The organism is Bacteriovorax sp. Seq25_V, assembly GCF_000447795.1.
Taxonomy (GTDB): domain Bacteria; phylum Bdellovibrionota; class Bacteriovoracia; order Bacteriovoracales; family Bacteriovoracaceae; genus Halobacteriovorax_A.
This window is the reverse complement of record NZ_AUNI01000001.1, coordinates 1-15,360: the sequence shown is the minus strand read 5'-3', so window position 1 is coordinate 15,360 and position 15,360 is coordinate 1. Positions and strand designations below refer to the sequence as shown.

11 protein-coding genes and 1 tRNA gene are annotated in these 15,360 nt (G+C 38.1%); all 12 read left to right on the top strand.

The genetic code is table 11. The features are described 5' to 3' along the window. Positions 1-139: 139 nt before the first annotated feature. The 12 genes from M900_RS00060 (at position 140) to fusA (ending at position 15,284) form a co-directional block, all read left to right on the top strand. Positions 140-215, top strand: a tRNA-Trp gene (locus M900_RS00060). Positions 216-364: 149 nt separating this feature from the next. Then, positions 365-751 carry a preprotein translocase subunit SecE gene (gene secE / locus M900_RS00055; protein WP_021272798.1) on the top strand — a complete coding sequence of 129 codons (387 nt, stop codon included), beginning with the start codon at positions 365-367 and terminating at the stop codon, positions 749-751. Positions 752-832: 81 nt separating this feature from the next. Beyond that, on the top strand, positions 833-1,360 hold the full coding sequence (gene nusG, locus M900_RS00050) for a transcription termination/antitermination protein NusG (RefSeq protein ID WP_034730486.1): 528 nt from the start codon (positions 833-835) through the stop codon (positions 1,358-1,360). Positions 1,361-1,396: 36 nt separating this feature from the next. Beyond that, positions 1,397-1,822, top strand: a complete 426-nt coding sequence (rplK, locus tag M900_RS00045) for a 50S ribosomal protein L11 (RefSeq protein ID WP_021272792.1) — start codon at positions 1,397-1,399, stop codon at positions 1,820-1,822. A 42-nt stretch (positions 1,823-1,864) separates the two neighbouring features. Then, entirely contained in the window at positions 1,865-2,575 is a 711-nt protein-coding gene (rplA, locus tag M900_RS00040; RefSeq protein WP_021272791.1) for a 50S ribosomal protein L1, read from the top strand. A 96-nt stretch (positions 2,576-2,671) separates the two neighbouring features. Beyond that, positions 2,672-3,190 (top strand): 50S ribosomal protein L10, encoded by a 519-nt coding sequence (rplJ, locus tag M900_RS00035; RefSeq protein ID WP_021272797.1) that lies wholly within the window; start codon positions 2,672-2,674, stop codon positions 3,188-3,190. A gap of 66 nt (positions 3,191-3,256) precedes the next feature. Further along, positions 3,257-3,625 (top strand): 50S ribosomal protein L7/L12, encoded by a 369-nt coding sequence (gene rplL / locus M900_RS00030; RefSeq protein WP_021272793.1) that lies wholly within the window; start codon positions 3,257-3,259, stop codon positions 3,623-3,625. 159 nt (positions 3,626-3,784) lie between these two features. Next, positions 3,785-7,912, top strand: a complete 4,128-nt coding sequence (gene rpoB / locus M900_RS00025) for a DNA-directed RNA polymerase subunit beta (RefSeq protein WP_021272796.1) — start codon at positions 3,785-3,787, stop codon at positions 7,910-7,912. A gap of 57 nt (positions 7,913-7,969) precedes the next feature. Further along, on the top strand, positions 7,970-12,091 hold the full coding sequence (gene rpoC, locus M900_RS00020) for a DNA-directed RNA polymerase subunit beta' (RefSeq protein ID WP_021272789.1): 4,122 nt from the start codon (positions 7,970-7,972) through the stop codon (positions 12,089-12,091). An 84-nt stretch (positions 12,092-12,175) separates the two neighbouring features. Beyond that, a complete protein-coding gene (gene rpsL / locus M900_RS00015; RefSeq protein WP_021272790.1) occupies positions 12,176-12,550 on the top strand; it encodes a 30S ribosomal protein S12 in 375 nt (124 codons plus the stop codon). A gap of 78 nt (positions 12,551-12,628) precedes the next feature. Further along, entirely contained in the window at positions 12,629-13,099 is a 471-nt protein-coding gene (gene rpsG, locus M900_RS00010; protein WP_021272795.1) for a 30S ribosomal protein S7, read from the top strand. A gap of 100 nt (positions 13,100-13,199) precedes the next feature. Further along, entirely contained in the window at positions 13,200-15,284 is a 2,085-nt protein-coding gene (gene fusA, locus M900_RS00005; protein ID WP_021272794.1) for an elongation factor G, read from the top strand. The last annotated feature ends 76 nt before the right edge of the window (positions 15,285-15,360 follow it).

The following is a 15,360-nucleotide window of genomic DNA, read 5'->3' as shown; positions in this document are numbered from 1 at the left end:
TATCAGAAATCCTTGCTTAATTTTTAAATTAAACAAAGAATATGAAGGGCCTCTTACGGGGCCCTTTTTTTTCGCAAAAAATTAGAATAGTTGATTGACTTAAGTTGTGAATTTCTGTAATTTGTTCAAACAATAATACGGGTGTATAGCTCCAATGGTAGAGCGGCTGATTCCAAATCAGTAGGTTTAAGGTTCGAATCCTTATGCGCCCGCCACTCATTTATTCAAAAAACGTCTCTACGTGTCAATTACAATCATATCTATTGATAGGTTTTTTTTGCAAAATGCTGGACAAATACTTCTTTTTAAGAGATATAAGTCTGATACTTTGTCATAGAACTAATTTAAACAGAAGGAATTGAGCATGTCTCTCATAAAAAGTGAAGACAGTAAAAAATGGATTAATTCATTTTTAGCTATCGTAAGTGGAATTTGCGGGTTAGTAGTTATTCGTTTTCTTGAACAAATGGGTGAATGGTTTGACCTGGAAGCGAAAGTGCCAAACTTTCCGATTACAATTCAAGTAGTTGGTATTGCAGTAGCAGTAGTTATTTTTGTTTCTGTAATTAAAAATAAGTCGGCTTCAGAGCACCTCGATAGGGTTTACTCTGAACTTGTAAAAGTTATGTGGCCGAAAAAAGATGACGTACTAAAAACGACAATAGGATTGGTAATAGCTTTAAGTATTATAAGTGGAATTTTCGTACTTGTAGACTTAGGGTTTAGAAAATTACTAGATACAATTCTTTAATAAGGATTAAAAATGGTTGATTCAAACGAAGTAACATCAGAAGAAACAACTTCTGAAGAAGTATCAGCATATGCAGCTGATATGAAGTGGTACATTGCTAAAGCACTAACAGGGCAAGAAGGTAAGGTACAGAAAACTCTTAGAGAGCGTATCGTAAACCACAAACTAGGTGAGTACTTTGGTGAAATCGTAGTACCTGAAGAAAAAGTAACAACACATGCAGGTGGAAAGAAGCGTACAATTACGAAAAAACTTTTTCCTGGTTATGTATTGATTAATATGGTCATGAATGATAAGACATGGCACCTTGTTAAAGATACTGATAAAATCACTGGTTTTGTTGGTGGAACAGCGGATAAGCCTGCGCCACTTTCTGCAGAAGAAGCGGCATATATGACAGGTAAGTCTGAAGGTGGAGTTAAGAAGACTAGAACAAGCGTTAACTTTGCTGAAGGTGAGCAAGTTAAAGTTATTGAAGGTCCATTTGCTTCATTCGTCGGTACTGTAGAAGCTGTAAATGAAAAAGGAAAACTGAAGGTAAACGTTTCAATTTTTGGTAGACCAACACCAGTTGAATTAGATTACTCTCAGGTTGAAAAAATAGGTTAATTAGTTGGTAGAACTTAAAGTTCGCAGGAGTTAAAAATGGCTAAGAAAATTACAGGTTTCATTAAGCTACAAATTCCAGGTGGAAAAGCTAACCCTTCTCCTCCAGTAGGTCCAGCACTCGGTCAAAAGGGTGTTAACATCATGGAATTTTGTAAAGCTTTCAACGCGAAAACACAAAAAGATGCAGGAGTAATCCTTCCTACAATCATTACTGTGTATTCAGACAGATCGTTTACATTCGTTACTAAAACACCTCCAGCATCTTACTTGCTTAAGGACTTAATGAAGCTTAAAAGAGGTGCACAAAAAACTGGTACAGAAACAGTTGGTGCAGTTTCTAAGAAGATTGTTGAGCAAATTGTTGAAACGAAAAGACCAGATCTTACTGCAGCTACTCAAGAAGCAGCAGAGAGAACAATTGAAGGTTCATGTCGTTCAATGGGAATTAAGCTAGATTACTAATTGGGAGACTTGTAAAAGTCGTTTGAACCAACTGAGGTTATTATGGGAAATAAATCAAAAAAATATTTAGACGCATTAGCAAAAGTTGATGCAACAGCAAATTACTCAATCGATGATGCTATTAAACTTTGTAAAGAAGTAAAATATGCAAACTTCGACGAAACTGTAGATTTAGCATTCAGACTTGGTGTTGATCCACGTCACGCTGACCAAATGATTAGAGGAGCAATTTCTCTTCCAGCTGGTACAGGTAAAACAGTTAGAATCTGTGTTCTTACTTCTGGTGAAAACCTAAAGAAAGCTGAAGATGCTGGAGCAGATTTTGTTGGTGGTGATGACATCATCGCAAAAATTGCTGGTGGTTGGTTAGAGTTCGATAGAATGATCGCTACTCCAGATATGATGGGTAAACTTGGTAGAATCGGTAGAGTACTTGGACCAAGAGGTCTAATGCCTAACCCAAAACTTGGTACAGTTACAACTGACGTTGAAAAAGCTGTTCAAGAGCAAAAAGCTGGTAAGGTAGAGTACAGAACAGAAAAGAACGGGATTATCCACGTTCCTGTTGGAAAATCATCTTTCTCTGATTCAGATCTTAGAAAGAATATCGATGCTATGATTTCTGCAATCATCAAAGCTAAACCATCTAGTGCTAAAGGGACATATATGAAGTCTCTTGCAATCAGTACTACTATGGGTCCAGGTATCAAAATTGATACACTAGAAGCTACAACAGTTGGTGCAAGTAAATAATACGTAGAGGTGATGAAAGTCGGTGGGGCTGCTGTAAATGTTTAACGCCCCATAAGGCCTGCTTAAATCTCACTCCAGCGATATAGGAGGTAATAAATGTTAACAAGATCCGAGAAGGATGCAATTATCACGGGGCTTAAGGCCGACATTGATAATGCAAAAGCAATCTTTCTTACGAACTTAGTAGGTTTGAAATCAAACGTATCTACAGGTCTAAGAAAGAACGTAAGAGATGCTGAAGGTAAAATTGTTGTTGCCAAAAACACTCTTTTCGAAAAAGCTGCACAAGGAACAGCAGCAGAAGCTCTTCTTTCTGGTTTAAAAGGAACTCAAGCAGTTGCTTTCGCTTTTGGTGATGCACCAGGTGTAGCAAAGGCCCTTAAAGAACTAGGAAAAGAACAAGAACTAGTAGAACTACGTGGTGGTTTACTAGAAGGTAAAGTATTAAGTGTCGCAGATGTTAAGGCTATCGCAGACCTTCCATCTAGAGACGAAATGCTTGGAACATTACTTGCGACTTTCAACGCGCCAATCTCTGCACTTGCAAGAGTGTTATTTGCGATTAGTGAAAAGAAAGCTGACGGTGGTGCTGTAGTTGCTGAGGCCGCTGAATAATTCAGCCCTTGTATAATGTAGTTTTAAAACAAATTAATTAAAAAAGAATTATTGAAGGAGTTTACAATGTCTATTACAAACGAACAATTAATCGATCATATCTCTGCAATGTCAGTACTTGAGTGTGCTGAACTAGTTAAATTACTAGAAGAAAAATTTGGTGTATCTGCAGCTCCTGTAGCTGTAGCTGGTGCAGGTGCTGGTGCAGCTGCTGCTGAAGAAAAAACTGAATTTGACGTAATTCTTGCTGACGCAGGTGACAAGAAGATCAACGTTATTAAAGAAGTTAGAGGAATCACTGGACTAGGACTTAAAGAAGCAAAAGATCTAGTAGAAGGTGCTCCAAAGCCAGTTAAAGAAGCTTGTACAAAAGAAGAAGCTGAAGAAATCAAGAAAAAACTTGAAGCAGCTGGTGCAAAAGTAGAGCTTAAGTAATTATTTTACAAATTGCTTAACATTTACTATTAAGTAAAGAAAAAAAATTTTGGTGTGAAGGCCTTTAAGCCTTCACACCTTTTTGTGTTTAAAATTAAAAAACAATAAAAAAAACTATAATAACGTGCACGATAATATTTTAAATCTAGGAGACCGCAAATGACTGAGGTTTTTAGACCTAATGAGTGGTTTCGTAAGAACTTTGCCTCAACACCGGCTGTTCTTGAAACTCCACCCCTGATGCTTCTACAACAGAGTTCTTATGAAGAATTCCTGCAAAGAGATGTTCCACCCGCAAAAAGAGAAGAAGTTGGTTTACAAGCAGTATTCAATTCTGTTTTCCCAATTCATGACTTTAACAAAACTGTATCACTAGAGTTTGTTAGTTATTCTCTTGAAGAGCCAAAATACACTGTTAAAGAGTGTAGACAACGTGGTCTCTCTTACGAGTCGCCTTTAAAAGTAGTTGTTAGACTAGTTTTTTATGATGTGGCAGTAGACAAAGATGGTAACGAACAAAGAACTGTGTCTTCTATTAAGGAACAGGAAGTTTACCTCGGTAATATTCCATTAATGGCTGAAACTGGTTCTTTTGTATATAACGGAACTGAGAGAGTAATCGTATCTCAGCTTCATAGATCACCAGGTATTGTTTTCGAACATGATTTCGGAAAGAAGCACTCGAGTGGTAAATTATTATATTCAGCAAGAATTATTCCTCATAGAGGATCGTGGTTAGACTTTGAATTTGACCACAAAAATATTCTATTCGCTAGAATTGATAGAAAGAGAAAACTTCACGCAACCGTAGTACTAAAAGCTCTAGGACTTTCTACTGAAGAAATTCTAAATGCATTTTACGAAATGGAAACACTGAAGCTTTCTAAAGATGGTAACTTTGAAAGAGTACTTGATCTAAACCTACTTATTGGGACAAGAGCAAACGAAGACGTGCTAGATCCAAAGACTGGTAAACCAGTTGTTAGAAAAGGTAAAAAGTATTCTAAGGCATCTATTAAGAGATTAGTAGAAGCTGGAGTAACTTCTCTTGCTGCAACAGTTGAAGACGTTGTTGGTAAAGTTGTTGCGGAAGATATCTTTAATGAAGAAACAGGTGAAGTAATTTGCTTAGCAAACGAAGCTTTATCTGAAGCAAAAATCCAAGAGTTAATGGCAGTTGGTGTTAAGGAAGTTAAAGTTCTTTATATCGATATGATTAACTTCGGTGACCAAATTAGAAACACACTTCTTGTAGATAAAACAGATACAAAAGAAGAAGCTCTAATTAAAATCTTTGAAAGACTAAGACCAGGTGAGCCTCCAGCTGTTGAAGCTGCTGAAGCACTATTTAATGGTTTATTCTTCAATGAAGAAAGATATGACCTGTCTCGTGTCGGTCGTATGAAAATCAATTATAAGTTCCAAACAGATATTCCTGTTGAGAATACAATTCTTACTAAGGAAGATATCGTTAAAACTGTTCATTACCTAGTTGAGCTTAACAATGGTAAGGGAAGAGTTGATGATATCGATCACTTGGGTAACAGAAGAGTTAGAGCTGTAGGTGAACTTCTTGAAAACCAATTTAGAGTTGGTCTTGTAAGAATGGAAAGAGCGGTTAAAGAAAGAATGGCAATTCAAGAAATTGATACAATGATGCCATACGATCTTGTAAACCAAAAACCAGTTGCTGCTGCTGTTAAAGAATTCTTTGGATCTTCTCAGCTTTCTCAGTTTATGGATCAAACTAACCCACTTTCTGAAGTAACTCACAAGAGAAGACTTTCAGCTCTTGGGCCAGGTGGTCTAACTCGTGAAAGAGCATCGTTCGAAGTTCGTGACGTACACGTTACTCACTACGGAAGAATGTGTCCGGTAGAGACTCCTGAAGGACCAAACATTGGTCTAATTACATCGCTTGCTACTTATGCAAAAGTTTCTGAATACGGATTCATTGAAACTCCATACTTAACAGTTGATGAAAACAAGAAAATTGGTGACGTTAAATATTTTACTGCCTTCCAAGAAGAAGGAAAAGTAATTGCACAGATCGACGTAAACAACATGAAAGATGGAAAGCTTGAAGGTGAGCATATTGCAGCTCGTGCTTCTGGTGAATTCACGCTTGTAAATGCTGATGAAGTTGATTTAATGGACGTTTCTCCAACTCAGATGATTTCTGTTGCAACATCTCTAATTCCATTCCTTGAGCACGATGATGCCAACCGTGCACTTATGGGATCGAACATGATGAGACAGGCCGTGCCTGTTGTTAGAACAGATGCTCCGATCGTTGGTACTGGAACAGAAAGAGTTGTTGCTAGAGATTCTGGTGCGGTTCTTTTTGCGAAAGAAGACGGTAGAGTTATCTTTGTTGATTCAAACAGAATCGTTATTCAAAGAAATAAGTTCAAAGATGGTGAATCTGGTGTAGATATCTACAAACTAGTTAAATACCAAAGAACTAACCAAAATACTTCTAACAACCAAAAAGCTCTTGTAAAAGAGGGTGATATTGTTGTTAAAGGTGACGTTCTTGCAGATGGACCGGGAACAGATAATGGTGATCTTGCTCTAGGACAAAACGTACTTGTAGCGTTCATGCCATGGGGTGGATATAACTACGAAGACTCGATCCTAATCTCTGAAGAACTATTAGCTCAAGATATCTTTACTTCAGTTCACATTGAAGCATTCGAAATCGAAGCTAGAGATACAAAACTTGGAAAAGAAGAAATCACTAGAGATATTCCTAACGTTTCTGAAGAGTCTTTAAAAGACCTTGATGAAGCAGGTATCATTAGAGTTGGTGCTATCATCAAATCTGGTGACATTCTTGTTGGTAAAATCACTCCAAAAGGTGAGACTCAACTTTCTCCAGAAGAAAAACTTCTTAAGGCGATCTTCGGTGACAAAGCTGGAGACGTTAAAGATACTTCACTAAGAGTTCCTTCAAGTGTTAGAGGAACTGTTATCGACGCTAGAGTATATACTCGTGAAGGTGTTGAACTTTGTGCAAGATCTAAAGAAATCATCGAGCAAGAAACAACTCTTTTAAGAAGGGATGAAAGAATTGAGATTAAAGCAATTCAAACATCTGCGATTCTTAAAATTGCTGAAATGCTAAAAGGTGCAAAGACATCTGATAAGCTAGTTTCTGAAGATGGTTCAACTGAACTTCTTGCTAAAGGTGCTGAAGTTACTTATGAAAACCTTTCTGCAATTCCATTTGAGCTAATTGGATACCTTCCATTACAAGCGGAACTTGAAGAAAAGCTTTCTGAGTACTTTGCTGATATCAGAAACAGAATCAACAGAGTAAGACAAAAAACTACTGATGAAATTGCAAAACTTCACAGAGGTGATGAGCTTCCTCCAGGTGTAATTAAGAAAGTAATCGTTTATGTAGCGATTAAGAGAAAATTACAGCCAGGTGATAAGATGGCTGGACGTCACGGTAACAAAGGGGTTATCTCAAACGTTCTACCAAGAGAAGATATGCCATACCTAGCAGATGGTACTCCAGTTGAAATCGTACTTAATCCACTAGGGGTTCCGTCACGTATGAACATTGGACAGCTTCTTGAACTTCACCTTGGATGGGCAGGTCGTGGACTTGGAGACAAGTTAAGACTAATGCTTGAAGAGCAGAGAGAAATTCATGAATTTAAAGATTTCATCTTTAAGATCTATAACACTCCTGAGACTGAAGCATGGTTAAAGAAAGCTTCAGATGAAGAAGTTAGAACTCTTGCGAAGAAACTTACTAGTGGTGTTAGATTCTCTACTAAAGTATTTGATGGTGCTAAAGAATCAGACATCAGAGAAATGCTGAAGTTAGCGGATCTTGAAACTAACGGTAAGACAACTCTATTTGATGGTAAGACAGGTGATGCATTTGCTGAAGACGTAACTGTTGGAACAATGTATATGCTTAAACTACACCACTTAGTAGATGAAAAACTTCACGCTCGTTCTACAGGGCCATACTCACTTGTTACTCAGCAGCCACTTGGTGGTAAGGCTCAGTTCGGTGGTCAGCGTCTTGGAGAGATGGAAGTTTGGGCACTTGAAGCTTACGGTGCGGCTTATACACTTCAAGAATTCTTAACGGTAAAATCAGATGATGTTATCGGAAGAACTAGAATGTATGAATCTATCGTTAAGGGTGAGCAAGTTCTTGAACCAGGTCTTCCTGAATCGTTTAACGTTCTTATCAGAGAGCTTCAAGCACTTTGTTTAGATGTTAAGCTTGAAGAAGAGAAAGAAGAAGAAGAACTTAGATAGTTTTAGATAACTTATTTCCTCGAGGCTCGTCCTCGAGGTATTTATAGAGGGCACAAGATGAAAGACCTTTTGAACTTTTTTGATAAACCAAAAGATCCAGTAAGTGTTGAAGCTGTTTCAATTAAGATGGCTTCTCCGGATACAATCCGTGAGTGGTCATTTGGTGAAGTTAAAAAACCAGAGACAATCAACTATAGAACATATAAGCCAGAAAGAGACGGTCTTTTCTGTGCAAAAATTTTCGGACCAATCAAAGATTACGAATGTATCTGTGGTAAGTACAAGAGAATGAAGCACAGAGGTGTTGTATGTGAGAAATGTGGTGTAGAAGTAACTCTTTCTAAAGTTAGAAGAGAGAGATGTGGACACATCGAACTTGCAGCTCCAGTGGCTCACATTTGGTTTTTAAGATCACTTCCATCTAGACTCGGAGCTCTTTTAAACCTAACTCTTAAAGAACTTGAAAAAGTTCTTTATTATGAAGCGTTTATCGTAACTTCTTCAGCAACTGATGGTGTTGAAGGTGGTTTAGAAGTTGGACGTGTAATTACTGAACAACAATACTATGAACTTAAAGAGCAAGGTGTAGATTTCGAAGCTGGAATGGGTGGAGAAGTTGTACAAGAGCTACTACAGAAATTAGATATTGATACAGAAAATAAATTTCTTAGAAGATCACTTGCAAGTGCTACAACTGAGATGGCAAGAACAAAACTTGTTAAGAGACTAAAAGTTGTTGAATCAATCATGAAGTCTGAAAACAGACCAGATTGGTTTATGATGGATGTAATCCCTGTATTACCACCAGATTTAAGACCACTTGTTCCTCTTGAAGCAGGTAGATTTGCTACTTCAGATCTTAACGATCTTTATAGAAGAGTAATTAATAGAAACAACCGTCTAAGAAGACTTAAGGAACTTAATGCTCCTGAAATCATCATTAGAAACGAAAAGAGAATGCTTCAAGAAGCAGTAGATGCTCTTTTTGATAACGGTAGAAGAGGTAAAGTATTCACTGGTGCTAACAAGCGTCCACTAAGATCTTTATCTGATATGTTAAAAGGAAAGCAAGGGCGTTTCCGTCAAAACCTTCTTGGTAAACGTGTTGACTATTCTGGACGTTCTGTAATCGTTGTTGGTCCAAGTTTAAGACTTCACCAGTGTGGTCTTCCAAAGCTTATGGCCCTTGAGCTTTTCAAGCCATTTATCTACAACAAATTAATTGAAAAAGGTCACTGTACTACAATTAAAGTTGCTAAGAGAATGGTTGAACAACAAAAAGAAGAAGTATGGAACATTCTTGAAGAAGTAGTTCAAGAGCACCCAGTACTTCTGAACCGTGCACCAACTCTACACAGACTTGGTATTCAAGCATTTGAGCCAGTACTTATTGAAGGTAAAGCAATTAGACTTCACCCACTTGTTTGTACTGCATTCAACGCTGACTTTGACGGTGACCAGATGGCCGTTCACGTTCCTCTATCACTTGAAGCACAAATTGAGTGTCGTATTCTTGCAATGTCGACAAACAATATTCTTTCTCCAAAAGATGGTTCTCCAATTATCGTTCCATCTCAGGATATCGTTCTTGGTCTTTACTACATGACTCGCGTTAGACCATATGCTCGTGGATACGGAAAAGTATTCTCTTCGAAAGAAGAAGCACAGTTTGCGTATCACTCAGGTAACCTACACCTTCAAGCACCTATTAAGGTTCGTATTGCAGGTCAGTTACATGAAACGACTGTTGGTAGAACATTCGTATTTGATATCATCCCAGCTTGTTTAAGCTTCGAAGATATTAATAAGAACTTAAATAAGAAAGAACTTGGAAAGCTTCTTGATGCTGCTTATAGAAAGGGATCTGAAAAAGATACAGTTCTATTAGCTGATAGTATCATGCAAACAGGTTATGACATGGCGACGAGAGCAGGTATCTCGATTAACGTTGTGGATATGACTATTCCAAAAGAAAAAGAAGGAATTCTTAACGAAGCATATGCTGAAGTAGACTCAATCATTGAAGAATATAACGAAGGTTCTATTACTAATGGTGAGAGATATAACAAGGTTGTTGATGTTTGGTCACAAACAACAGAAAGACTTGTTAAGGTTATGCTTGAGAGAATTTCAACGGATACATTCGTAAGTGAGAAAGAAGGTGAAGAGCCAATCCAAGCTCCATCATTCAACGCACTATACATGATGGCCGACTCTGGAGCGAGGGGTTCTGCTCAGCAGATGAGACAGCTCGCTGCGATGAGGGGTCTAATGGCTAAGCCATCTGGTGAAATTATTGAGACGCCAATTACTTCTAACTTCCGTGAAGGTCTATCGGCACTTCAGTACTTTACGTCTACCCACGGTGCACGTAAGGGTCTAGCCGATACTGCTCTTAAGACAGCAAACTCTGGTTATCTAACAAGAAGACTAGTTGACGTTGCACAAGATGGTATTATTAGAACTGAAGACTGTGGAACTACGGACGGAATTACTCTTACTTCACGTATTGAATCAGGTGAAGTTGTTGAGCACGTTTCTGAAAGAGCTATGGGTCGTGTTACGGCATCATCTGTTCTTAACGTAAACGGTGAAGAAGTTCTTGCTGCTGGACATATGCTAACTGAAAAAGATCTTCAACTTCTAAAAGATCAAGAAGTTGACCAGATTAAAGTAAGATCAGTTCTTACATGTAACGAGAAACACGGTTTCTGTGCTATGTGTTTTGGACGTGACCTTGCAAGAGGGTCCCTAGTATCAATGGGTGAAACTGTTGGTGTTATTGCTGCTCAGTCAATTGGTGAGCCAGGTACACAGCTTACAATGCGTACATTCCACGTCGGGGGTACTGCAACTGCTGGTGCACAAGTTAACAAAACAATCGTTAGAACTGCTGGTCAGGTAATCTTTGATAACGTAAAGCTTGCTGAGACTCCAAATGGTCTAATCGTTATGAACAAAAACGGATCTCTTGTTATTAAAGATAACAGAGGTGTTGAAAAAGAAAGATACGCTGCTGTTTACGGTGCGAAACTATTCTTTGCAGAGGGAACTGACGTAAACGTTGGGGACACTCTAATTGAATGGGACCCGTTCTCGATTCCACTTCTTACTGAAGTAGCCGGTACTGTAAAGTTTGAAGATATGATCGTTGGTGCAACTATCAGTGAACAAACAGATACGGTTACAGGTTTAACTCAAAGAGTTGTTATGGAGTCTAAAGACCCATCTCTTCAACCAAGAGTTACAATTTGTGATGCTGATGGGAATGCACTTCTTGTTCCTGGAACAAAAAGACAAGCATCGTACAGACTTCAGGTTGGAGCAACACTTACAGTTAATGAAGGTGATAGCGTAGCAGTCGGTGGTGTACTATCTAAGCTTTCTCGTGAAACGACGAAAACAAAAGATATTACAGGGGGTCTTCCAAGAGTTGCTGAACTTTTCGAAGCTAGAAAGCCGACAAACGCTGCTCAGATCTCTGACGTTTCAGGAACAATTGAATTTGGTGCTGAAGTTAGAGGTAGCCGTAGAGTACTTGTTAAGCCAGAAGATGGAAGTGATCCAGTTGTATACACTATTCCAAAAGGAAGATTCGTTACAGTTAACGAAGGTGACTACATTAGAGCTGGAGAGCCAATCATGGATGGTCCAGCAAACCCACATGATATCCTAAGAGTTTTAGGTATTAAGGAACTTGCTGGTTATATCGTTGATGAGATCCAAGAAGTTTATAGACTTCAAGGTGTTGATATCGATGATAAGCACATTGAGGTAATTGTATCTCAAATGCTTAAGAAAGTAGAAGTAACTGATCCAGGTGATTCAACATTTGTTGTTGGTGACTCTGTAACTAAAACAGAACTAATCAGTGAAAATGAAAAACTTGTTGCTCAAGGTTACGAGCCAGCGCAAGCAAGACCTTTACTACTTGGTATTACAAAAGCTGCATTAACGACAGACTCGTTTATCTCAGCTGCGTCATTCCAGGAAACAACAAAGGTTCTTACTCAAGCTGCCCTTGAAGGTAAGAGCGATGAGTTAAGAGGACTGAAAGAAAACGTAATTATGGGACGCTTAATCCCAGCGGGTTCTGGAATCCAAAGATACCGCGAATTTGACGCGGTGGTAGAAGATGATTTTACAAAATCAGAAGAAACTTCTACATTAATGTTTTAAAAATGCTTGATTTAGCTAGGTGTGATGTGTTATTCCTCCTAGCTAAATTACATCTTGGTAATAATATTGTTTTAAGGAGCGGAAATGCCTACGATTAATCAGTTAATTAGAAAGGGCAGAGTAGATAAAGTTGAAAAAACTAAGTCACCTGCGCTAGTATCGTGTCCACAAAGACGCGGAGTTTGTACAAGAGTTTACACTACTACACCAAAGAAGCCTAACTCGGCGATGAGAAAGGTATGTAGAGTAAAGCTAACAAGTGGATTTGAAGTAACATCATACATTGGTGGAGAAGGTCACAATCTACAAGAACACTCGATCGTTATGATCAGAGGTGGAAGAGTAAAAGATCTACCAGGGGTTCGTTATCACACAATTAGAGGGGCACTAGACTGTCAAGGTGTTGATAAAAGAGGACAAAGAAGATCAAAATACGGTTGTAAAAAACCAAAAAAATAAATTAAATTTTAATTTAGCACTTTAAGTCGTTATATCTTGATTTAAAGTGAGTAACCTACGGGTGAAGAGGAGAAAGATATGAGTAGAAAACATAGAGCACAGGCTAGAGAAGTACTTCCTGATCCGATATACCAAGATGTCGTTGTTACGAAGTGTGTAAACGCTTTAATGAAAGGTGGAAAAAAAGCCACTGCAGAAAGAATTTTTTATTCAGCTCTTCAAAGAGTTGAGCAAAAAACTGGTGAAGAGCCATTGAAAGTATTCAAAAAAGCACTTTCAAACATCAAGCCAGCTGTTGAAGTTAAATCAAGAAGAATCGGTGGGGCGACTTACCAAATTCCTGTTGAAGTTAGACCAAACAGAAGACAGTCTCTGGCACTTAGATGGCTAAGAGATTACGCAAGAGCAAGAAACGGTAAAACAATGGTTGACAGACTTTCTGATGAAATCATTGATGCTTCTCAAGGTAGAGGCGCTTCAGTTAAGAAACGTGAAGACGTTTACAAAATGGCTGAGGCTAACAAAGCTTTTGCACACCTTAAGTGGTAATTTCTTAAAAAGAAGTAAAATTTAAAAAAAACTAGGCTTCGAGAGAGCATAAATCTTTCGAAGCCTTTTTTAGTTTTGGTAACCAAGGAAGTTGTTCTCAATGAGTTCTGATCAATTAGAAAAAATTAGAAATATTGGAATTATGGCTCACATCGATGCAGGTAAAACTACAACGACAGAGCGTATCCTGTTTTACACGGGAAAATCCCACAAAATAGGTGAAGTGCATGATGGTGCTGCAACTATGGACTGGATGGTGCAAGAGCAAGAAAGAGGTATTACAATTACTTCTGCTGCAACAACTTGTACTTGGAAAAATACAAGAATTAATATCATCGATACTCCAGGTCACGTAGACTTCACAATTGAGGTTGAAAGAGCTCTAAGGGTACTTGATGGAGCTGTTGGTGTTTTCGATGCTGTTGGTGGTGTAGAGCCACAATCTGAAACAGTATGGGGCCAGGCAGACAAATATAATGTTCCAAGAATCGCATTCGTTAATAAAATGGATCGAGTTGGTTCAAACTTTCAAATGTGTATTGACGAAATTCGTGAAAAGCTTGGTAAAAAAGCTGCTGCTATTCAACTTCCTATCGGAAGTGAGGATACATTCAAGGGGGTTATTGACCTTATTTCGATGAAGGCTCTTTATTTCTCAGAAGGTGATCTTGGTGCAAAGGTTATTGAAGAAGAGATCCCTGCAGATCTTTCAGATGATGCTCAGTTGTCACGAGAAGAACTTATTGAAACACTAGCTGACTACGATGATGATTTCGCTGAAAAATATCTTTCTGGTGAAGAAGTTTCAAATGAAGAAATTAAGACTGTTGTTAGAAAGGCTACTATTAATGATCACTTTGTTCCTGTTCTTTGTGGAAGTGCATTTAAGAACAAAGGTATTCAACCTCTTTTAGACGCTGTTGCTGATTATTTACCGTCTCCAATTGATAGAGGTGCTGTAAAAGGTGTTAGCGGAAAAAATCGCGATAAAGAAGAATCAAGAAAACCAGATACTGCAGATATGTTTAGTGGTATCGCATTTAAAATTGCAACGGATCCATTTGTTGGTTCACTTACATTTTTTAGAATTTATTCAGGCTCTATAAAGGCCGGACAGCAGGTTTATAACCCTCTCAAGGAAAAGCGTGAAAGAATTAATAAAATTCTTCAAATGCACGCAGATAAGAGAACAGAGCTTCAGGAAGCCTTTGCTGGTGATATCATTGCTATTACTGGTTTAAAGAACACTGTTACTGGTGAAACACTTTGTGCTGAAAACAAAACGATTATTTACGACTTAATGGAATTCCCAGAGGCTGTAATTTCTGTTGCTATTGAGCCAAAGACTGCAAACGATGAAAAGAAACTGATGGAATCTTTGAATCAGCTTTCATTAGAAGATCCATCTTTTCATTATTTAAATAATAAAGAGACTGGTCAGTTATTAATTTATGGAATGGGTGAATTACATCTTGAAATTATCTGTGACAGACTTGAGCGTGAGTTTAAAGTTAGTATTCGCGTTGGTGATCCACAAGTTTCTTACAGAGAAAGTATTTCAGCCTCAGCTTCAAGTGAAAGTACATTTAACAAAGAGCAAGCTGGTAAGATCGTATTTGGAAATTGTAAAATTCAAGTTGAACCAGCAGATCATCAAGCTGGAATTCTTTTTGAATCTAAAGTTCCTGCGAGAGAAATTCCTTCAGAAATTTTAAATTCGATCGAAAAGAGTATTCATGACTCTGCCCTGGGTGGAGCTATGGCCGGATACCCATTCATCAATATTAAAGCAACTTTATTGTCTGCAGAAATTAAGGAAGAAGAGTCTTCTCCAGTAGCTTACGCCATTGCTGCCTCACAAGCATTTAGAGAAGCATGTCAAAAAGCTGGATTAGTTCTTATGGAACCAAAAATGGACTTGGAGGTTATCACACCTAGCGAGTATACTGGGGACGTAATTTCTGACATCAACATGAAGCGCGGAAAGATTCTCAATATGGGAACTAAACAAGATAAAGAGATAGTAGAGGCAGAAGTGCCTCTTGCTGAAATGTTTGGATATAGTACGGATATCAGATCAAAATCTCAAGGTAGAGCTAGTTTTACAATGAATTTTGACAGGTATGACCAACTTTCTTTTGAATTAGCGAAAGAAATACTTGAAAAACGAGGAATATACATCTAAATTCGGACGGATATTTTATACCGCTGTAATATTAATAATTTTTAGGAGATTTCGTCATGGCAAAAGAATCTTTTGA